We start from the raw sequence: 21,381 nt of genomic DNA, 5'->3' as shown, positions 1-21,381 counted from the left end.
AAAAACATTTTAAATTAAGGAACTTCCTGTGTTTTTAAAAAGTCTTGAAATATTCGGTTTTAAGTCATTTGCCGATCGAACTCATATAAATTTTGCTGACGGAATTACTGCCCTGCTTGGTCCTAATGGCTGCGGAAAAAGCAATGTTGTTGATGCAATAAAATGGGTTCTTGCAGAAAACCGCTCAAAAAATCTTCGCGCCGAATCAATGGAAGACGTAATTTTCAACGGAACAGAAACTCGTCCGGCACTTTCTATGGCGGAAGTTACACTGACAATTGCAAACGAAAACGGACTTCTTCCTCTTGAAGATTCTGAAATCGCAATAAAACGCAGGCTTTACCGCAACGGTGAAAACGAATATTTTATAAATTCAAATCAAGTTGGTGCTTCTTCAATCCGCAAGCTTTTTATGGACACTGGAGTTGGAAAAGCAGCCTATTCTGTCATGGAGCAGGGAAAAATCGACCAGATTCTTTCAAGCAAGCCGGAAGACAGACGTTATCTTTTTGAGGAAGCCGCAGGAATCAGCCGTTCAAAGGCAGAAGTTGCAGATGCAGAACGTGAGCTCGAAAAAACAAGGGCGAATTTGGCTCAAATTGATATTGGACTTGCGGAAACAAAACGCAGCTACGAAACTTTAAAAGTTCAGGCTGAAAAAACTGCAAAATACAGAAAACTTCAAGATGAAAAATTTGAATGCGAGCTTGACATTCAGCTTTTAAAGCTCAAGGATTTTACGCAGAACAAGGCGCGCCATGAGCAGAACAGAAAAGAAGCTGAAGAAAAAAGAAATTCCGCGGCAAATGAAATTGAAGAAATTTTAAATACGCTTCAAGTCAACACGGACAAAGTAAAAGAACTTCAGGAACAAGTAAACACAAAACAGCAGCTTGTCATAAAAATCAGCGCAGAGCAAACCGGAAAAAAAGCTATGGCTCGGCAGCTTCACGAACATCAAAGCCAGATGAAAGAAAAAATCGGGCAAATTGAAAACCGCATAAAAAACATTGAAGAGCGCATTGATGAATATAATGAAGAAATTGACAGCCAAAATGCGGAGCTTCACGAAAAACACAAGCAGCTTTCAGATATAAATAAAAATGTTGAAAATTTTTCTGAAAATATCAGGCAGTCTTCAAGTCAGATTGAAGAAAATTTAAGACTCATAAACACAAACTCCGGAAAAATCAACAACCTTGACTCAGAGCGCGTGGAGCTTCAAAAACAGCTTACATCGATAACTGAAGATATTGTTACAGAACTTGACGCAAAATTAAAAGACGCAGGATATTCGAGCACTTCAAATAAAAAAGCAAAAGAAGCTCTTGATACAGCTCTTGAAAAAATAAAAATTTATGCGAACGGACGGGCAAATATTTTCAAGGACTTTTCATCTCTTCCTTCACATTCTGAAAAAGATTCTGCGCAAATGGGAATTGATGCGGTTGCGGCATTTACAGAAATTTTGCGGATGCTGGAAGAACTTTCGCAGTCGATTTCTGAATATACAAAAACAACACCGCAGTTTATTGACGATTTTCTTTCGCCGGAAGGAATTATCACAAAAAAACGCGAAATCGACTCTTCAATTCAACAGAATCTTGCTACAATCGATTCAATAAAAAATGAAAGTGCGGAACTCACTTCAAAAAACAATGCACTTAATAAAAAAATTGATGAATACAAAGACACTCTTTCAAAATTAAGAATAAACCAAGCGCAGATGGCTCAGCAAATAACTTCATGCGAGCAGCAAATTTCAACTTTGCGAAAAACTTTGGCTTCCGAGGAAACTTCGCTTCGGGAACAGCAGAATGAGCTTTTTGAAGAAAACAAGCGCCGGGAAGAAAACGAAGAACAGCTTCAAGAAACTGAAGAATCAATTGCGGAACTAGAAGCTCAAGGACAAAAAATTACCTCTGAATTGAATGATTTGGATAAGCAGATTGCTGAATGCAACAGCCAGGTAAGCGGAAAACAAAGCGCGCTTCAGAAAAAACAAGAGGAGCGGAATAAATATCAAAGTCAGCTTGAAAAATTCAGCGTTGGAATTGCGCAGTACGACACTGAAATCAGAAATGTTAAACAAAATTTCCAGGAAAATTTTTCGCGCGACCTGATGGAATTTGAAGAGCGGATGTACACTATAACAACTCCAGTTTCAGCTTTAAAAGAAAAGTTAGCACAGGTAAAGCAAAAAATTCAGGAACTTGGAACTCCGAACTTAATGGCAATTGAGCAGTTTGCAGAAGAAAAGGAACGCTACGAACGTCAGCAGGCAAACTACAACGACACGCAAAAGACGTTGGAAAATCTTGTTCGCGTAAGTGAAGAAATACGGACAAAATCTTCGGAAATGTTTTTGGACACATATAATAAAATTCGAAAAAATTTCCATAATATGTTCCGCAGACTTATGAATGGAGGAAGAGCCGAGCTTAGGCTTGTTGATCCGGCAAATGTTCTTTCAAGCGGTGTTGAAATTCTCGCCCAGCCGCCTGGAAAAAAACTTGTAAATATTTCACTTCTTTCAGGCGGTGAAAAAACGATGACAGCAGTAGCTCTTCTCTTTGCAACTTATCAAGTCCGCCCTAGTCCGTTTTGTCTTTTGGACGAAATTGATGCGGCTCTTGATGACAAAAACGTTGCAAGTTTTGTAAGCACATTGCGCGCATTCGGAAACATAAGCCAGTATATTGTAATTACTCACAACAGAAAAACTGTAATGGGCGCATCGACAATGCTCGGCGTTACAATGGAAGAATCTGGAATCACAAAAGTTCTGCAAGTCCGCCTTGACGAAGACACCATGAACGGAAACATTGTCTTTAACGACCAGTCAGATTTTGTGGAAGAAGATGTTCAGCCTGAAGAAGGAATTGTAATTCCGCCGCGTCCTCCTAGAAGAGAACACAATCCAGACGGAACATTAAAAACTGATGCAAAATATGAAACAGAGGAAACCAGCAGCCAGCAATGAATTTCTTTGAAATTATAAAGGAAAATCTGCAAAATTTTCTCCGGGAAAACACAAAGATTACAGCGGGAATAACAATCTTGCTTGTTGCCCTTGCAGTTTTTGCTTTTGCATCGGGAATTTTTCAAGAGAAAAAAAAACAGGAAACTTTTGTTTTTCCAGAGCAAATTCCTTTTTCAGCTGTAGAAAATTTTTTTCCGCCAAAAGAAGATTCTATAACCGAAGATTATTATTTTTCAAGAGAACAAAATTCCGTTTGGAGCAAGGATGAATTTGACAGATGGTTTTCTGTTCCTTCCAAGGAAAATGTTGAAGCTCTTGGAAAATCAAATGAAAAAATTGCAAATGAAATTTTAGGAGCAGCTCCGTGATAAAATTTTTTTTAGCTTTACTTTTTACATTTTTATTTTTTTCATGTGCCTCATCTCCAAAAGAAAATGCAAAAGCAGTTTTGCCTTCACAAACAGAAAAGGTCGCTGAAGAAATTCAGCCACAGGAACATGAAACAGAAGAAACACAAGAATCAGCTTCTGAAGTTCCAAATGACGAAAATCCGCCAGAAAAAAATTTACCAGACGAAAATCCGCCAGAAGAAAATCAAGAAGAAATAAAACTTGAGCCGATTGAAGAAGATATTCAAGGATATTACGAAAGCGACCCGGAGCCAGTTTTTCTTGAAAAGCAGGAAGTCATAGAGCCAATTGAAGAAACAGAAGAAATTCCGCTTGTTCCGCCGGAAGAAAAAATTCAAGAAGAAAAAATAGAGCCTGAAAAAAAAGAAAACTCATCGCAAGAAATTTCCGGCAATAAAAATGCAGAAGAAGAAATTCAAACAGAACAAACAGAATCTCCTGCTGAAGAAAAGCCTGAAGTTTTAGAAAATGAAAATGCAAAAACTGAAATTCAAAATACAGAAAATTCAGGAGAAATAATTTCGCAGCCAGAAATCCAAGTTGAGGAAGAAAACGCCGAAGAAAATTCCGCAGATTCAAATTCACAAGAAGAAGAAACTGAACCAGAAAAGCCTCCTGTAATTCCATCACGTTCGGTTTCAATAAAAAACAGCCAGTACCTGGATATTGTTTATCCTGGAAAAGGCTGGATTTATCTTGGCGAAGAAGACGGAAAAAATTTAATGCGCTACTTTGGAAGAAAAATCGGAGATAAAAATACTTCGTTCAGTTTGCGTTCCAGAGAAGAAGGAAAAACAATTCTTCATTTTTATAAAAATGATCAGCTCACTGGAGCTTTTATAGATGATTATTTGGAGGTTGAAATAAAAGGAAAAAATTATTCAGCTGAAAGAATTTTAGCGCCTGACTATTCTTCTATCGTTCCGCCAGCGCAAAAAAATGAAAAGCAAGAAAAAAATTCGAGTCCAGAAATTTCAAATCAGAAAAATGAAGATTCTGAAAGTTCGCCAAAAATTCCAGAAGAAAAACAAGTTGATGAAAAAAAATTTGAAAATGAAAATCCTTCAACACAAACTTTCAGTGAATTATCTTCCGGAAGTGAAGTTGCATCTTCGCAGGAAATTTCTTCGATAGAAAAAAACAATTCATCAGATTCTTCTTCTGATGAGTTTTTAAAAGCCGCACAGGAAAATTTCAATTCAAAAAAATACAAAGACTCGCTTGCATGCCTTGAAAGTTTTTTTGAAAAAGCAGATTCAAGAATTGATGAAGGACTTTTTCTTCAGGCGCAAATTTTCGAATCAAATTCATCAGAAAGAAATATAAAAAGCGCGCTTGATAATTATGAAACAATTGTACGCCGTTATCCTCAAAGTTCGGTTTGGAAAAAATCCAGCGAGCGGGTTACTTACTTAAAAAAATTTTATTTCAATATAAGATAATTTTCGGAGAAAAAAAATGAAAAAAAATTTGCTATTAGCAGTTTTTGTTCTTTTTGCATTTACTTCCTGTAATTTTAAAGCAGAAAAAAATGTGCCTAGAACAATTTCTGTAACAGGAAAAGGAACTGTAAAACTTGACAATGAAAAAGCTGTAATTTCACTTTCCGTTGTAACAAGAAGCTCAAGTGTTTTAGCAGCAACCGAAGACAATGCAAAAAAAATGGAAGCTGTAAGAAATTCTTTTGAAGCTCTTGGAATCGGAAAAGAAAATATTTCAACTTCATCATTTTATATTCAGCAGGAAACTTCATATTCAAATGGGAGGACAATCCTGGGGCAATACGTAGTTTCAAACAGCATAAATATTTTAATTTCTTCCATTGAAAAAACTGGACAGATAATAGACGGAGCTGTAAAGGCTGGCGCAAATCAGTTTGATTCACTTTCATTTTCCGCAGGAGAAACTTCAGAGGCAGAAAAACAGGCTAGAATTCTTGCGTTGCGTGATGCTGAACAAAAAGCAATTACTCTTGCAAGCACAAGCGGATGTTCTGTCGGAAAAATCATTTCAATAAAAGAACGTCAGGCAATCACAGAAAGCATATCGAACACAGTTTTATATGCGGCAAAAAAAGAAAACAGCTCTACTCCAGTTTCAGGAGGAAAAACTTCCGTTTCTGTAAATGTTGAAGTAGTTTACGAAATTCAGTAAACTGATTATATTTTATTTCATAGAGGAAAAAAATGTTGGACTACAGATTTATTAAAGACAATCTTGAGGCAGTAAAGAAAAATATCATAGACCGCAACATGGATCCTGCAAAAGCTGACGCAGATTTAGTAGTGAAACTTTTTGATGAACGCACAGCTCTTACAACAGAATTGCAGAATCTTCAGCAGAAAAGAAATGCAAACGCGGCGGCGATGAAGCAAAAACTCGATCCAGAAACAAGAGCAAAATGTATTGAAGAAGGAAAAAGCATAAAGGACGCAGTTTCTTCTGCGGAAGCAAGACTTTCTGAGCTCGAAGTAAAGCTTGAAGAAGCAGGACGTCAGATTCCAAACATGGCAAATCCGGAAGTTCCAGTTGGAAAAGTTGATACAGAAAATCTTGAAGTAAAAAAAGTTGGTCAGCCAAGAAAATTCGACTTCAAGCCAAAAAGTCATGTAGAACTTGGCGAGTCATTGGATTTAATTGACTTTGAGCGCGGAACAAAAGTTTCAGGAGCAAAATTTTATTATCTTAAAAATGAAGCTGTTTTTCTTGAGCAGGCGCTTATAATGTACGCTCTCAACATTTTGCGCAAACATGGATTTACAACATTTATAACTCCAGACATTGCACGCGAAGAAGTTCTAAAAGGAATTGGATTTAATCCGCGCGGAAACGAAAGCAATGTTTATGCAATTGAAGACGAAGGAACTTGCCTTGTTGCGACTGCGGAAATAACGCTTGGTGGCTATCATTCAGGAGAAATTCTAGACAAGTCAAAGCTTCCGCTTATGTATTGCGGACTTTCACATTGCTTTAGAAGAGAAGCAGGGGCTGCAGGTCAGTTCAGCAAAGGACTTTACAGAGTTCACCAATTTGATAAAGTTGAAATGTTTGTTTATTGCCTTCCAGAACAGAGTGATTCTCTTCACGAAAAACTCCGCTTAATTGAAGAAGAAATTTTCAGTGGACTTGGTCTTCCGTTCCGTGTTGTTGACACTTGTACTGGAGACTTGGGTGCGCCTGCTTACAGAAAGTGGGACTTGGAAGCATGGATGCCTGGACGTGCTGATGAAAATCATCCGGATGGAGATTACGGCGAAGTAACTTCAACTTCAAACTGCACAGACTATCAGGCACGCAGATTGAATGTAAAATACCACGACGATGATGGAAAAAATAAATACGTCCATATGCTTAACGGAACAGCCGTTGCAGTCGGAAGAGCAATGCTTGCAATTCTTGAAAATTACCAGAATGAAGACGGCTCTGTAACAATTCCAGAAGTTCTTGTTCCTTACTGCGGCTTCGACAAAATCGGACCAAAAACAGATGTAGCATCTCCAGTCTATAAAACAATCAAAAAATAAAATAATAGGAAGTTAAAATTATGGAAGACAAAAATTATTCAAAAGGCATTTTTTACATTTTACTATTTGCTTCCATAATTTTGGCAACTGTTATTCTAAAAATTACATCTTCATTTTTTATTCCGCTCACGCTCGCACTGATGCTTTCGTTTGTTTTTTATCCATTTGTAAAGAACCTTACGAAATTTCGTATTCCGTGGATTGCAGGAATAATTCTAGTTGTGATTTTGGCAGTTGCGGCATTTTTTATAATCGGAAACCTTTTGGTTGCAAGTTGCCGAACAGTTTTAAATGCATATCCAAAATACGAAACGAGATTCACAACAGTTTACAGTCTTATTGCCGAAGCTTTCCACATTCCGTTTGACGAAAATTCATCGCTTATTATAAATCTTTGGAATTCATTAGGCGTAAGAACATTTGTTCAGAACTTTGCATTGGCGGCAAGCAGCTATATGTTTTCAACTGCAAAAGTAATACTTGTAATCGCACTGTTTATTGTTTTCTTTTTGATTGAAATCCGCGGAATGAAAGAAAAAGTAAAAACTGCGTTCCCAGAAGAACATCTTAACAGAAAAATAATGTTCATAATAACAAAAACAATTGCAGAAGTAACGCGCTACATTTCCATAAAATTTTTGATTTCGTTTTTCACAGGACTTCTCGTGTTCTTGTTCTGCTTTATGATTGGACTTGACTTTGCCATTATCTGGGGATTTCTTGCATTCATCTTGAATTTCATTCCAACATTCGGTTCTATTCTTTCTTGGGCGCTTACAACCGGATTTGCAGTTCTTCAGTTTTATCCTTCATTTGGCAAAATCATTTATGTTGGAATAGCCGTGCTTGCAGTCAATTTTATTCTTGGAAATATTATTGAGCCACGCTGGGAAGGTTCTGATCTTGGAATTTCTCCGTTTCTTATTCTTGTAAGCCTTTCACTTTGGGGCTGGCTTTGGGGATTTATTGGAATGATTCTTGCAGTTCCAATTCTTGTGATTATAAAAATCATCTGCGAAAATATTCAAATTCTAAACCCAATTGGAGTCCTTTTGGGAAACAAAACGAATTTCAACAACAGAAAAAGAAAATTTTCACTTTTCAATAGAAAAAAGTAATTAGTCAGATTTTTAACTATCTGTCAATTTTCTATTTACCTAAGATTTTTCCAGTGATTCTTTCATATAAGAATCTGGAATCTTCTTCTTTTAAATTTTCATATTTAAGTGCAATACATTTTATATTCTTTGAATTTTCGTTTTCATAAATTTTTTCAACAGAACATTCAACTTGAACTGTTCTTTTTAAAAGTTTGTTTTCCGAAAGTGTAAAGAAAAGCGAAAGATTGTACTTTAATTCAGAGTCAAGATTTTCAGAATTTTCAGCGCAGGCAAGCACAATTCTTTTGTCGTCAGCAAAAATTATAAAAAACGGCTTTACTCTGCCTTCCACTGGTTCTTGCGGAAAAATATTTTTTTCAGAAAGATAGCGGACAATGCTCAAAAGCTGAATGCCGTTTCCAATTGGATTTGTCTGCCCGGATTTTACTTCCTGCACAAACTTTTCAAGGAGCGACTTTGCCTCATGCTGATTTTCTTCTGGAATTTCAGACCACTTTGGAGTAGAAAAAATTCTGTAGCCTTTCATTGGAATGCAGTCGATTTCAACAACAGAATCCGCCGCTTTGTAAGAAATTTTTCCGCTGAAATCGTAATCATTTTTTGAAAAAACTTCTGGAATTCTTTTTATGCTTGAAGGAATAACAATCGCAAGTCCTTGGGAACATTCTTTCATCGTTGTAATAAAATAAAGACCAAGATGATTAAAATAAAACTGGACTTTTACAAGTTTTCCCAAAAACGGAAGAACCGTGCGGGCAGGATTTTTTAAAAGAATTATTCCCTGGTTCAAAACTTTTATTTGCTCAGAAGGAATCGCAACCGGAAAAACTGCGCTCGCAGGAATACGGCTTTCTTTTTCCAGCACAGGAACTTTTTCGCCAATCATTTCAGCATCAGCCTGCTCCGGCTTTTTTTCAAGCGTAACAGTCAAAGGAACATTGTCGTCCATAAGATATTGAAGCACAAGCTCCCTTTCTATTTTTGTAAGTTCCTTGTTTTCAGACATCATTCCTCCTGTTAATTTTTTTTCCAACTGAAAATTTCAAGCTGAAAAATTTTCCATTCCTGTTCTATTTTTTTTAAATATGCATAAACGTCAACACTTGAATTTTTTTCATCATTCGCCTTAAGAAAAATTCTTACAGGGCATTGATAAATTCCATCATAAAAAAAAGGTTCGCCTGAAACATGACTAAAAGCATTCGCTTTCATTTTAGCAAAATCATGCAAAAAAATTACCAATGAATAAAGATTTTCTGTTTCAAAATATTTTTCACAATTCCCATTTTTTTCAAATGAATAAAAAAATGAATCAAGAGTTTTTAATGCGTCCTTATCCATTGAAGAAACGTCAAGGCTGAATGAATCTTTTAAACTCGGAAAAACGGCTTTTAAATCAATGGAAGCCAAAGCAACAGAAGCCGGAGACAAAACTGTTTTGGAAGAAATATTTTTTACAGCGAGCAATTTTTCTTTTAAAAGATTTGGCTCAATTTCATTTGTCCACAACGAGATTCTTTCAAAATTTTCTGCGGAACTTTTTAAAGTTTCATCTTTGACTTCTAATTCTTCAACAGAAGCCTCGCATGAAACAAAAAATGCAGCAATTAAAATTCCAGCTGAAAAAATTCTTATCATATTCTTCCATGCCATTATAATGGGGATTTTTGCAAAAGAAAAGAGATTTTTCCAACAAACTGAAAACGCCATGTTACAAAAAATAAAGTTTGCGGTTTTATGTGTAATATATTATATTTATAAAAACAAATAATTTCGGAGGAATCTATGGAAAATCAAATGACGTTTTATGCTCCAACAGAAACTGAAAGGAAGCTTTTCTTAACAAGAACTTATTTATGGATGGGAATCGCACTTCTTGTAAGCGCGGCAATTTCATTTCTCGCAGCAGAATCAGGATTGATTATTTCTATTCTGAAGGCAACAGGCGGAATGGGACTTCTTATTCTTTGCATTGCGGAAATCGGTCTTGTAGTCGGACTTACTTCTTCAATCAGAAAAATTTCTGTAGCAAACGCAAAGCTTTTATTCATTTTGTATTCAGCATTAAACGGACTTACAATTTCTACAATCTTCTTTACATACACAGCAAGCTCAATCGCAATCTGCTTTGTTTCCGCGGCGGCTATGTTCTTTGGAATGTCGCTTTATGGACTTAAAACAAAATCAGATCTTACAACTGCTGGGCGCTACCTTATGATGGCTCTCCTTGGAATTATTATAGCTTCTTTACTAAATGGGATTTTGTTCCTTTTTGGAGCCGGAAGCACAATGTTTGACTGGCTGATTTCTGTTGTTTCTGTTGTTGTGTTCACGGGACTTACAGCTTATGACTCACAGAAAATTATGCGCATTTCTTCAAGGGCGAACAGTTCAGACACATTCAAGAAAATTGCGATTTATGGCGCGCTTGAGCTTTATCTTGATTTCATAAATATTTTTCTTTCTCTTTTAAGGCTCTTTGGAAACCGAAAATAAGTTTCAATTAAAAAAATTTTTAACAGCGTGCAGAATGGCATCCAAAGGCGAATACATTCTTTTTGTCATCGGCACGCTTCTTGTAAAAATTCCGCCGTATTTTTTTTCAACTATGCGGCGATCCAAGACAACGACAATGCCTTTGTCATCAGCGCGTCTCACAAGCCGTCCAAAACCCTGCCTGAATTTTATTACAGCCTGAGGAAGACTTAGCTGCATAAAAGGATTTCCGCCTTTCTTTTCAAGAGCTTCACTTCTTGCTGAAAAAACCGGGTCATTAGGAACTGCAAAAGGAAGCTTCACAATTATCACTTGGCTAAGACTGCTGCCAGGAACATCAACTCCTTCCCAAAAACTGTCGGTTGCAAACAAAACGCTGTTTGTGTCTTTTTTGAATTTTTCAAGAAGCCTGAATCTGTCTTCATCGCCCTGCTTAAAAACTTCTATTCCATTTTCAGAAAGAATATTCCGGCTTGCATTAAAAGTAAATTTCAAGCTGTCATAGGAAGTAAAAAGAACAAGTGTTTTTCCGCCTGCAGCCAAAATAAGCTTTGGAATAGCCTCTTCAACAAAAGTTTGAAAATATGGACTGTCTGGAAAAGGCGCGTCATTCGGAACTGAGAACAAAACATTTTCTTTATATAGAAACGGAGAATCAAAACTGCCTTGCGCAACACGTTCAGGCTCTACAAAAGAAATTCCAACACGGCGCGTCCAGTAGCCAAAGTTTTTGTCAATTCTCAACGTCGCGCTTGTACACACAACAGTTTTCATAGGCTCAAAAACGCCAGAGTTCATCAAAGGCGCAATGTCCAGCGGAGTTTGAATAAACTGAACAAAAGTCACAAAATCTTCGCCTGGAACTTTCGGAGGAATTTTCACTTTCTGAAGCCAAAAAACAGTGTCATCTTTTTCTTCCCAAAGTAAAAAATTTCCGCACAAAGCAGCCAAAGATTCAAGACGTCGCAAAACGGTCTTTGCTTCCCAGACTGCAGGAACTTCAGAATCCTTATCGTCTATTTTTTCTAGAACTTCACGCACAAGGTTATTGAATGCAGAAATTGCAGATTTCAGTTTTGAAAGCGCATTAAAAGTTCCGCTGAATTTCTGCGAGTTTCCACTGTAAATTCTTGCATTGAAATTTTCATCAAGCTCAAGTATCGAAATCTGATCAAGTTCCAAAAGCGAATCTTTTATTCCATTGACGAGAGACAGCGCACGTTCCATGCAATCATCAGCTGAAGAAAACGCTGCAGCCTGAACAAGAAAACCTGTGTTTGAGCTTCTAAAAGTTCTGAACAAAAGATTAACCTGCTTCATCACTTTAAATCTTGTTATGATTTCACTGAAAAAACTTGTCGCGCTGTCTTCAATTCCGTGGGCTTCGTCAAAAATAATCCGTCTGTAAGGAGGCAAAACTGCAGCGTTGTCGTAACCTGCTCCGCTCATTCGGCTTTCAATGTCTGCAAACAAAAGATGATGGTTTACAATTATTATGTTCGCGCTGGCAGCTTCATTGCGCACTTTCATTACAAAACAGTTTTCCCTAAACGGGCATCTTCCGCCAAGACAAGCATCGCTTTCGCTGTTGACTTTTGACCACACGCTTTCAGACGGAAGAAACGTAAGATCGCTTTTACTTCCTGTTGCGCTTGTTTTTGTCCATTCACTTATCTTGTCAATAATTTCAATTTCTTCATTAAAAAGGCTTCTATCGTTTTCCGCTTCAGAGAGTCTTCGAAGACAGATATAGTTTTGCCGGCCTTTTAAAAGCACCGCCTTTATTTTTTTTCCGATTAATTTTTGTGCAAACGGAATGTCTTTTTCAAAAAGCTGCTGCTGAAGATTTATAGTTCCTGTGGAAACAACGACGCATTCCTTGTTTTTTACCGACCAAAGCATTGCAGGAATCAGATACGCAAAACTTTTTCCAACTCCAGTTCCTGCTTCAAAAACACCGATTTTTTCCTTATTAAATGAAGACGCAATTTCTTTTGAAAGTGAAATTTGAGACGGACGCTCTTCGTAGTTTCCGTAGGATTTTGCGAACGGACCTTGGCTTGAAAGAAAAAATGCAGTTTCATCCTCATTCAAAAGCTCAATTTTTTTAGGCTTGACTGGCTCTACAACCACGTAAACCCGGGAAACTTCATTGTCAACTATGTAAAATCCAAGCGAAGTGTCGGAAGCATTGTACGCAATGTTTTGGTCAGCCTCGCTAGGCGAAAGGTTTCCACTTGGATGGTTATGGATTATTACATTTCCTTCTCTTGCGGCGTTTTTATTTACAACTACGGAATTTTCGTTTCCGCGGGAACCAGCCTGAACAGAAACAACAATGCCTTCTAAATTTATTTTTCCAGCCCAAAAAACTTCATTTCCGTCTGCGTCTTTAATATCAGAGCGCATGGTGTCAATTACATTTTGGCTGAATCTTTTCAAGGCTTCCATAATCAGCGGTATTTTAGAGTGAAAGAAAAAAATGTTCAACAAGAAGTTTTTGTATGTGAATAAAATCACAATATTTTCTGCAAACTGTTATAAATTTCACAAAAAAATTGAAAATTCGTCAAAATCACTCTTAAAAGGCAGTTTTCGTTTTTATTTTCATTAACAGGTGTTTTTTTTTGTGTTATAATATAATTTGAATGTTGCTGTCATGGAAGGAATTTTCTTCGGACTATGCGGCGGCTCTTTTAAAACCATTTGCACACAGGAGATATTTATGGCAAACAAAATCACCATTATTGGTGCTGGACAAGTTGGCTCATCTATTGCTTATGCCCTTTGTCTTAAAAGCATTGCAACTGAAATCGTTATGATTGACATTGACAAAAACCGCGCTATGGGAGAAGCACTGGACATCCGTCAGGGAACTCCATACATGAGCCCTGTAAATATTCATGACGGCTCTTATGAAGACGCAAAAGATTCAGACCTTGTAATCTTGACTTCTGGAGTTGCACGCAAGCCTGGACAGTCTCGTCTTGACCTTGCGCAGACAAATGTAAACATAACAAAGTCAATTATTCCGCAGATTTCAAAAGTTGCTCCAAACGCAATTTATATTATTGTTGCAAATCCTGTTGACATTCTTACATATCAGTTTGTAAAAACATCCGGAATTCCTGCCGACCATATCATAGGAACTGGAACTTTGCTTGACACAGCAAGATTACGCACAAAAATCGCTGATGTATACGGAATCGGGCAGCCAAATCTTCACGCTTATGTTTTCGGCGAGCACGGAGATTCTTCATTTGTTCCGTGGTCTTTGGTAAATGTTGCTTCGGTTCCTGTAGATTCATACTACGACAGTCTTAATGGAAAAGGAAATGCAAAACCTGACCACGCAGAAATCGAGGACTTTGTACGCAAATCAGGCGGAATCATTATTTCAGCAAAAAAATGCACAAACTACGGAATCGGAGCTACAACAGCTCGTCTTTGCGAAATCATCAAAAATTCAAATGATTCTGTTACAATCGCTTCTTCTATGCTTACAGGCGAATACGGAATTAGCGATGTATGTTTGAGCATTCTCACAGTTGTTGGCGGACACGGAATTACAGGACGTCTTGTTGCTCCTCTTACAGACAACGAAATTGCCCAGCTCAAGCATTCCGCAGACTGCCTCAAAGACGTAATAAAGCAGCTGGAGTTCTAAATGGAATACAGAATTGAACACGACAGCATGGGCGAAGTAAAAGTTCCTGCTGACAAACTTTGGGGAGCTCAGACTGAACGCAGCCACGAGAATTTTCTTATCGGTGTTGGAATTGAAACAATGCCGCTTGAAATTACAAAAGCTTTCGGCTATCTGAAAAAGGCGGCGGCTCTTGCAAACAATGCGCTCAAACCTGAAAAAATGACAGACAAAAAGCTCAAGGCAATTTCTCAGGCTTGCGATGAAGTTATTTCAGGCTCATTGAACGAAAACTTTCCGCTTGTTGTATGGCAAACAGGTTCTGGCACACAGTCAAACATGAATACAAATGAAGTCATTGCGAACAGAGCAAACCAGATTGCAGGCGAAAAACTTTGCCATCCAAATGACGACATAAACATGAGCCAGTCTTCAAATGACACATTTCCAACTGCAATGCACATTGCCGCTGTTGTTGAAGTTGAAGACAAGCTTTTTCCGGCAATCGACATTCTTGTTGACACTTTCAAAAAACTGGAAAAAGCAAATGAAGGCATTGTAAAGTCAGGACGCACTCACCTTCAGGATGCTGTTCCAATTCAGTTCTCGCAGGAAATTTCAGGCTGGAGAACTTCTCTTGAGCGCGACAAGGAAATGCTTTCTTCTTCCCTTCCATATTTAAAGCAGCTTGCTTTGGGAGGAACAGCGGTTGGAACTGGACTTAATGCGCCGGCTGAATTTGACACGCTTGTTGCAAAAAAGGTTTCAGAGCTTACAGGAAAAGACTTTGTTACAGCTCCAAACAAATTCCATGCGTTGACTTCAAAAGATGAAATTGTCTTTGCGCACGGAGCTTTAAAAGCGCTTGCCGCTGACTTGATGAAAATTGCAAACGACGTAAGATGGCTTGCTTCCGGTCCAAGATGCGGAATCGGCGAAATCCACATTCCAGAAAACGAGCCTGGCTCTTCAATCATGCCTGGAAAAGTAAATCCGACACAATGCGAGGCAATGACAATGGTTGCCGTTCAGGTTATGGGAAACGACGCCGCAGTTGGAATGGCAGCTTCTCAGGGAAACTTTGAGCTGAATGTATTTATGCCGGTAATTGCGTATAATTTCCTTCAGTCCGTAAGGCTTCTTGCTGAAGTCATGGTAAGCTTCAATAAAAACTGCGCAGTTGGAATTACAGCAAACAAGGAAAAAATGCACTTTAACTTGTACAATTCCCTGATGCTTGTAACAGCCCTGAATCCATACATTGGATACGAAAACGCGGCAAAAACAAGCCATAAAGCTTACGAAGAAAATATTTCACTTAAAGATGCCTGCGTACAGCTTGGCTTCCTTACAGCTGAAAAATTTGACGAGGTTTTCCATCCAGAAGAAATGACTGGCGTGAAAAAATAAAAATACAAGGCCTTGAGTTTTTCTTGAGGCCAGCTAAAAATATCCTGCACTTAGGAGCAAAGAATGAGTGAGAACCAGACACACACACTGACTTATTCTTATTTTCCAGGCTGCACGCTAAAAAACAAAGCGAAGGATTTGGACTTATACGGCCGTTTAAGCGCTGAAGCTCTTGGTTTCAAACTTGAAGAAATCGAAGAGTGGCAGTGCTGCGGCGGTGTATATCCTACCGGCAAAAATGAAATTGCCTCAAAGCTTCCTTCTGTCCGGGCTTTGGCTGCATCCAGAGATAAGAACCAGGCATTGGTAACACTGTGCTCAGCGTGTTACAATGTAATCAAGCAGGTGAACAACGACCTGCAGAATGACGAGAATACAATTTTAAAAGTAAACAACTATCTCGCCCAAGACAATATTGAATACCATGGTGAAGCGAAAGTCCTCCACTTTCTTGAAGTTCTCCGTGATGAGATCGGCTGGGACAACGTCAAGAAGGCCGTCAAGAATCCTTTCAAAGGAAAGAAAATCGGTGCCTATTACGGATGTCTTCTTCTGCGTCCGGGAAAGGTGATGGAATTTGACGATCCTGAGAATCCGAAAATCCTTGAGGACTTCATAACCGCAATCGGCGGAACTCCGGTCATTTATGCCCAGCGCAACGAATGCTGCGGCGCCTATGCCGCGTTTGAGGACGAGACAATTCCTCAGAAAAGAGCGGCTTCGATTCTCGCGAATGCGGCTGACATGGGAGCGGACTTTCTTGTAACAAGCTGCCCTCTGTGCCGCTACAACCTCATAAAGAACAAAGGCTCTTCAGAGCTTGATGTCATCTACTTTACAGAACTTCTTGCGGAAGCTCTCGGCGTAAAGGATGCCGTAGCAAAGGAGGCTGTGAATGCTTGAGTCAGAAATCCAGAAATACAAGGAACTGATCCTTGAAACAAGCGGAGTCAATCCGAAGAAATGCATGGTCTGCGGAAAATGCTCCGGAACCTGTCCTAATTACGACTCCATGGAATATCATCCGCATCAGTTCGTGCAGATGGTTGAAAACGGAGAAATCGAGCCGCTTTTAAAGAGCAAGTCGATTTATACCTGCTTAAGCTGTTTCGCCTGTCTTGAGAGATGTCCACGTCAGGTCGAGCCGGCCAAGCTTATTGACGCTGTGCGCACTGTAGTTGAGCGTGAGCGCGGTCCTCTTCATCTTGATCCTGTTCAGGTTCCTGAAAAACTTGATGATGAGACTCCGCAGCAGCTTTTGATGAGCGCATTCAGAAAGTACCGCAAATAGGAGCAGCATCATGGAAAGAATCGGTGTTTTCGTGTGCCATTGCGGCACTAACATTGCAGGCACTGTTGACGTTGCAAAAGTAGCTGAAGAGCTCGGCAAGGTGAACGGTGTAGTTTATTCAACTCATTACACATATATGTGTTCTTCCGCCGGTCAGAAAATGATTGAGGACAAGATTCACGAGCTTAACCTTACGGGTGTGGTTCTGTGCTCCTGTTCTCCGCGTATGCATGAGAAGACCTTCCGTTCCTGTGCGGAGCGCGCTGGCTTGAATGCCTACAAGGTGGAAGTAGCAAACATCCGTGAGCAGTGCTCATGGGTTATGAAGGAAATGGGCGATGCGACGGAAAAGGCAATTGCTTTGGGCAAGGCGGCCGTTGCAAAGACAATCCTTGACACGCCTCTTATTGAAGGCGAGACACCAATGACAAAACGCGCATTGGTAATCGGAGGCGGCATCGCTGGAATCACGGCGGCTCTCGACATTGCGGATGCGGGATTCCCTGTTGACATTGTTGAGAAGGACTATACGGTCGGCGGAAAGATGGCGAAGCTCGACAAGACCTTCCCGACGCTGGACTGCGCATCCTGTATCGTCACTCCGAAAATGACTGAAGTAAGCCAGAATCCGAACATCCGCATCCTCTCATACTCTGAAGTTGCAGGTGTGAAAGGATATATCGGAAACTTCGAGGTGGACATCAAACGCCATCCGCGCTATGTCGACGAGGCAAAGTGTACCGGCTGCGGAGCATGTATCGAAAAATGCCCGAACAAGAAAGTTCCGAACGCATTCAACCTGAACCTTAACAACCGCAAGGCGATTGACATTCCGTTTGCCCAGGCAGTTCCGAAAGTTGCCGCAATCTCCGCGGACTACTGCCTTCACATGAAAGGCCTCAAGAACGGCAAGGACAATGTCTGCGGATTCTGCGAGAAAGCCTGTGCCGCCGGAGCAATCAATTTCCATCAGGAAGAAACCATGCTCACGGAAAAATACGGCGCAATCATCGTGGCTACCGGCTACAATCCGATCAGCCTTGAGAAATTCGACGAGTATGCATACAGCCAGAGTCCTGACGTTGTGTCATCGCTTGAATTCGAGCGTCTGTGCAACGCATCCGGTCCTACAAACGGACATCTTCTCCGCCCTTCCGATGGAAAGGAGCCTAAGAACATTGTATTCGTCCAGTGCGTGGGAAGCCGCTGCTCTGCGGACTCCACAAAAGGCCACGAATACTGCTCTAAAATCTGCTGTATGTACACGGCAAAGCACGCAATCCTTACACGCGACCACTATCCGGACACAAACATCACTGTATTCTATATCGACGTGCGCACTCCTGGAAAGAACTTTGATGAGTTCTACCGCCGCGCAGTTGAGCAGTACGGTGTCCACTACATAAAGGGTCAGGTGGGAAAAGTAACTCCGCTCTCGGACGGAACGCTTGATGTGCAGGGTTCTGACCTGATTCTGAACAGGCAGGTTCACATTAAGGCAGACATGGTTGTTCTTGCCGCTTCAATTGAGGCTGACAAGTCGGCGCGTCCGCTTGCCACAATGCTTACGACTTCAATGGACAACAACGACTTCTTCCTTGAGGCCCACGCAAAGCTCCGTCCTGTGGAGTCTCCTACAGCAGGTATATTCCTTGCAGGATGCTGTCAGGGACCAAAAGACATTCCGGAGACTGTAGCACAGTCTTCAGGTGCGGCCGCGAAAGCGATTTGCCTGCTTGTTAAGGACAAGCTTAAGAACAACCCTTGCACTGCGAACCCGAACGAGAACGCCTGCAACGGCTGCGGTCAGTGCGCGAACGTCTGTCCTTACGGAGCCATCACTTACATCGAGAAGAATTTCCGCGGACCGAACAGAACTACAATCACACGCCGCGTTTCTCAGGTGAACAAGGCTATGTGCCACGGATGCGGCGCCTGTACGGTTGCCTGTCCTTCCGGCGCAATGGATCTGTTAGGATTCAGCAACAAACAAATCTTGGCGGAGGTTGATTCAGTACTGTAATTCGCAATGCCCAACCAGCAATACGCAATTATTTATTCTGAAAAAAAGAACTATGGCTGAAAATAAAGAATGGGAACCGAGAATTGTTGCCTTCTGCTGCAACTGGTGCTCTTACGCCGGTGCGGACTTGGCAGGCAACAACCGTCTTGAATATCCGAAGAACGTTAAAATCATCCGTATTCCATGCTCATGCAGACTGAATCCTCTGTTCATTCTCCGTGCATTCCAGCGTGGCGCAGACGGTGTAATCTTATGCGGATGTCACCCAGGTGACTGTCACTACTCTACAGGAAACTATTTCGCGCGCCGTCGCATGACCCTGCTTTTCTCGATGCTTGACTACTTGGGAATTGACAAGGGACGCACACGCGTCGAATGGTGTTCCGCCGCTGAAGGTGTCCGCTTTGCCGGAATCATGAACGATTTCGTATCGCAGATAAAAGCCCTTGGCGAAAACAAGAAGCTGGAGGATGTAAGATGCAAGACAAACTGATTGCCCGCGCCAAGGAGCTGCTTTCTGAAGGCAAGGTACAGAAGGTTGCCGGCTGGAAAAAAGGTCTATTTGAAGACGACATCACTCCGGCCGTATTTGCAACCGCAGAAGAACTGGACAAGGATTTTGTCTTCAACAAATACTGCAAGGCGAACCTTTCAAAATATCTGGTCGGAATCACAAGAAACATCGAGATTGCTAAAAGCACGGCACGCATGAACAACACGATGGCGAAGCAGCGCGATCCGAATGCGCAGGACAAGCCTATTCCGTCCGAAGTTGTGCTTGTATTCCTGAAGCCTTCCGACACATATTCATTCACACAGCTGCTCAAGGAAAGCCGCATTACAAGAAGTGATGTCTATGCTATCGGTGTTCCGTGCCAGGACGCAATTGACGGCGGAGATGCATGCGGAAACTGCGCAGGAAAGAAGCCGGTCTCATGCGATGAGTATATCGGCGTGGATCCGGAAGCAGAGCTTGCTCCGAACACCGCAAGAATGGACGAAGTTGCAAAGATTGAGGCCATGTCAGTGAACGAGCGATACGAATTCTGGAGAAATGAATTCAGCCGCTGCATCAGATGCAACGCCTGCCGCAACGTATGCCCTGCCTGTACCTGCGAGAAATGCGTGTTCGACAACAACGCGCTCTACACGACGCAGAAAGTCGCGGAGACAAGCTTTGAGGAAAGCCTGTTCCATATCATCCGCGCATGGCACGTGGCCGGACGATGCACGGACTGCGGTGAATGCTCAAGGGTCTGCCCACAGAACATTCCGCTTTATCTTCTTAACCGCAAATACATCAAGGACATCAACGAAATCTACGGCGACTATCAGGCCGGAGCTGACATGGAGACAAAGCCGGCCATGCTCCGTTTCAAGGAAGACGATCCGGAGACGACGATTGTTTACGACAGATCAAAAGACGGAGGCAATGAATAATGCTTAGTATCGCAAAAGATAAAATCGATTCATTATTTGAGCTTATCGGTTCAAAGCAGCCTTTGTATTTGCCTGTTGACAACAATTCAGGAAAAGCCGACTTTGCAAGATGGCAGAAAGGCACAAAGCTTTCAGAAAAACTAAAGACCACAAGATCCGCAAAGGACTTCTTCTTCCCTAAGACCGAGCATCTGGTAAGCTATGAAATGAGCGGAAAGGAAGTGAAGGTCGTTGATCCGCGCAAGGAAGTTGAGGACTTTGTTATTTTCGGTGTGCGCGCCTGCGATGCCCGCGGCTTTACCGCAATTGACAACGTATACCTGAACATGAATCCGGTGGACTCATACTACAAGAACCGCCGCGAGCACGGAACAGTAATTGTTCTTGCCTGCAACGAGCCTGCAAAGACATGCTTCTGCTCCACATTCGGAATTGACGCGTCGCTTGCAAAACCTGCAGGAGACGTGAGCTGCTGGCTTGCCGACGGAAAATACTATTTTGAGGCTAACACGGACAAAGGCAAGGCTTTTGTTGAGAACGCGAAATCCGCGCTTGAGGACGCTGACACATCGGCTGTTGACAAGTGCAAAAAGGACATCTCGGCAAAAGTCGAGGCTCTTCCGTTCGCTCATCTGGATCTCTCCAAGTTCCAGGGCAAGGATATGCTCAAGATTTTCAACTCGAAAATCTGGGACAAGGTTTCCGAGCCTTGCGTAGGCTGCGGAACCTGCACTTATGTCTGCCCGACATGTATGTGCTTCGATGTGCGCGACTTCGCCACAAGCAACGGAGTGCGCCAGGTTCGCTGCTGGGATTCCTGCATGTACAACGACTTCACCCAGATGGCCGCCGAGAATCCGCGCCACACCCAAAAGGAAAGAAGCCGCCAGAGATTCATGCACAAGCTCATGTACTACCCTATGGCGCATGAGGGAATGTTCAGCTGCGTGGGCTGCGGACGCTGCGTTGAGAACTGCCCTGTGAACATGAACATCGTCAAGGTCATAAAAGCCGTCAACGAGAGCGATGACATCTAA

General features: G+C 41.1%; 18 protein-coding genes. 15 read left to right on the top strand and 3 right to left on the bottom strand.

Annotation, left to right across the window (positions count from 1 at the left end):
• Nucleotides 1–28 precede the first annotated feature (28 nt).
• Genes B3209_RS01490 through B3209_RS01465 form a run of 6 tightly spaced genes read left to right on the top strand, consistent with a single transcriptional unit; the run spans nt 29 to nt 8,035 of the window.
• A complete protein-coding gene (locus B3209_RS01490; RefSeq protein ID WP_296662509.1) occupies nt 29–2,983 on the top strand; it encodes a chromosome segregation SMC family protein in 2,955 nt (984 codons plus the stop codon).
• Nucleotides 2,980–3,351 carry a hypothetical protein gene (locus B3209_RS01485; protein WP_296662507.1) on the top strand — a complete coding sequence of 124 codons (372 nt, stop codon included), beginning with the start codon at nt 2,980–2,982 and terminating at the stop codon, nt 3,349–3,351. The genes B3209_RS01490 and B3209_RS01485 overlap by 4 nt, the downstream gene beginning before the upstream one ends.
• Nucleotides 3,348–4,835 carry a hypothetical protein gene (locus tag B3209_RS01480; protein ID WP_296662506.1) on the top strand — a complete coding sequence of 496 codons (1,488 nt, stop codon included), beginning with the start codon at nt 3,348–3,350 and terminating at the stop codon, nt 4,833–4,835. Before B3209_RS01485 ends, B3209_RS01480 begins: the two co-directional genes overlap by 4 nt.
• A 16-nt stretch (nt 4,836–4,851) precedes the next feature.
• Entirely contained in the window at nt 4,852–5,547 is a 696-nt protein-coding gene (locus B3209_RS01475) for an SIMPL domain-containing protein (protein ID WP_296662504.1), read from the top strand.
• Between the two features lie 32 nt (nt 5,548–5,579).
• Nucleotides 5,580–6,917, top strand: a complete 1,338-nt coding sequence (serS, locus tag B3209_RS01470) for a serine--tRNA ligase (RefSeq protein ID WP_296662503.1) — start codon at nt 5,580–5,582, stop codon at nt 6,915–6,917.
• A 20-nt stretch (nt 6,918–6,937) separates the two neighbouring features.
• Nucleotides 6,938–8,035, top strand: a complete 1,098-nt coding sequence (locus B3209_RS01465; protein WP_295799681.1) for an AI-2E family transporter — start codon at nt 6,938–6,940, stop codon at nt 8,033–8,035.
• 31 nt (nt 8,036–8,066) lie between these two features.
• Here B3209_RS01465 and B3209_RS01460 read toward each other — a convergent pair whose 3' ends face one another.
• Both B3209_RS01460 and B3209_RS01455 read right to left on the bottom strand, forming a co-directional pair.
• The gene (locus B3209_RS01460) at nt 8,067–9,044 is read right to left on the bottom strand and encodes a hypothetical protein (protein WP_296662501.1); all 978 of its coding nucleotides are present in this window, start codon (nt 9,042–9,044) and stop codon (nt 8,067–8,069) included.
• A gap of 11 nt (nt 9,045–9,055) precedes the next feature.
• Complete coding sequence (locus B3209_RS01455; RefSeq protein WP_296689592.1) at nt 9,056–9,691, bottom strand: hypothetical protein; 636 nt, start codon at nt 9,689–9,691, stop codon at nt 9,056–9,058.
• A 132-nt stretch (nt 9,692–9,823) separates the two neighbouring features.
• Between B3209_RS01455 and B3209_RS01450 the strand changes: the two genes are divergently transcribed.
• The gene (locus B3209_RS01450; RefSeq protein WP_296662498.1) at nt 9,824–10,534 is read left to right on the top strand and encodes a Bax inhibitor-1/YccA family protein; all 711 of its coding nucleotides are present in this window, start codon (nt 9,824–9,826) and stop codon (nt 10,532–10,534) included.
• Nucleotides 10,535–10,537: 3 nt separating this feature from the next.
• Here B3209_RS01450 and B3209_RS01445 read toward each other — a convergent pair whose 3' ends face one another.
• On the bottom strand, nt 10,538–12,985 hold the full coding sequence (locus B3209_RS01445; protein ID WP_296662496.1) for a helicase C-terminal domain-containing protein: 2,448 nt from the start codon (nt 12,983–12,985) through the stop codon (nt 10,538–10,540).
• 274 nt (nt 12,986–13,259) lie between these two features.
• Here B3209_RS01445 and B3209_RS01440 point away from each other — a divergent pair, with 274 nt between their 5' ends.
• The 8 genes from B3209_RS01440 (at nt 13,260) to B3209_RS01405 (ending at nt 21,381) form a co-directional block, all read left to right on the top strand.
• The gene (locus B3209_RS01440) at nt 13,260–14,201 is read left to right on the top strand and encodes an L-lactate dehydrogenase (protein ID WP_296662495.1); all 942 of its coding nucleotides are present in this window, start codon (nt 13,260–13,262) and stop codon (nt 14,199–14,201) included.
• Nucleotides 14,202–15,590, top strand: a complete 1,389-nt coding sequence (gene fumC / locus B3209_RS01435) for a class II fumarate hydratase (RefSeq protein WP_296662493.1) — start codon at nt 14,202–14,204, stop codon at nt 15,588–15,590.
• Nucleotides 15,591–15,653: 63 nt separating this feature from the next.
• Entirely contained in the window at nt 15,654–16,493 is an 840-nt protein-coding gene (locus B3209_RS01430; RefSeq protein ID WP_296662491.1) for a CoB--CoM heterodisulfide reductase iron-sulfur subunit B family protein, read from the top strand.
• Nucleotides 16,486–16,881 carry a 4Fe-4S dicluster domain-containing protein gene (locus B3209_RS01425; RefSeq protein WP_295798332.1) on the top strand — a complete coding sequence of 132 codons (396 nt, stop codon included), beginning with the start codon at nt 16,486–16,488 and terminating at the stop codon, nt 16,879–16,881. Before B3209_RS01430 ends, B3209_RS01425 begins: the two co-directional genes overlap by 8 nt.
• 10 nt (nt 16,882–16,891) lie before the next feature.
• A complete protein-coding gene (locus tag B3209_RS01420) occupies nt 16,892–18,904 on the top strand; it encodes a CoB--CoM heterodisulfide reductase iron-sulfur subunit A family protein (RefSeq protein WP_296662489.1) in 2,013 nt (670 codons plus the stop codon).
• Between the two features lie 52 nt (nt 18,905–18,956).
• Nucleotides 18,957–19,397 (top strand): hydrogenase iron-sulfur subunit, encoded by a 441-nt coding sequence (locus B3209_RS01415; RefSeq protein ID WP_013701512.1) that lies wholly within the window; start codon nt 18,957–18,959, stop codon nt 19,395–19,397.
• The gene (locus tag B3209_RS01410) at nt 19,382–20,344 is read left to right on the top strand and encodes a 4Fe-4S dicluster domain-containing protein (protein WP_296662487.1); all 963 of its coding nucleotides are present in this window, start codon (nt 19,382–19,384) and stop codon (nt 20,342–20,344) included. The genes B3209_RS01415 and B3209_RS01410 overlap by 16 nt, the downstream gene beginning before the upstream one ends.
• Entirely contained in the window at nt 20,344–21,381 is a 1,038-nt protein-coding gene (locus B3209_RS01405; RefSeq protein WP_296662485.1) for a 4Fe-4S dicluster domain-containing protein, read from the top strand. Before B3209_RS01410 ends, B3209_RS01405 begins: the two co-directional genes overlap by 1 nt.

It is taken from the genome of Treponema sp. UBA6852, from assembly GCA_002449305.1.
In the GTDB taxonomy this organism is placed as follows: domain Bacteria; phylum Spirochaetota; class Spirochaetia; order Treponematales; family Treponemataceae; genus Treponema_D.
Note: the sequence above shows the minus strand (reverse complement) of the source record. Positions and strands in the feature narration are given on the sequence as shown.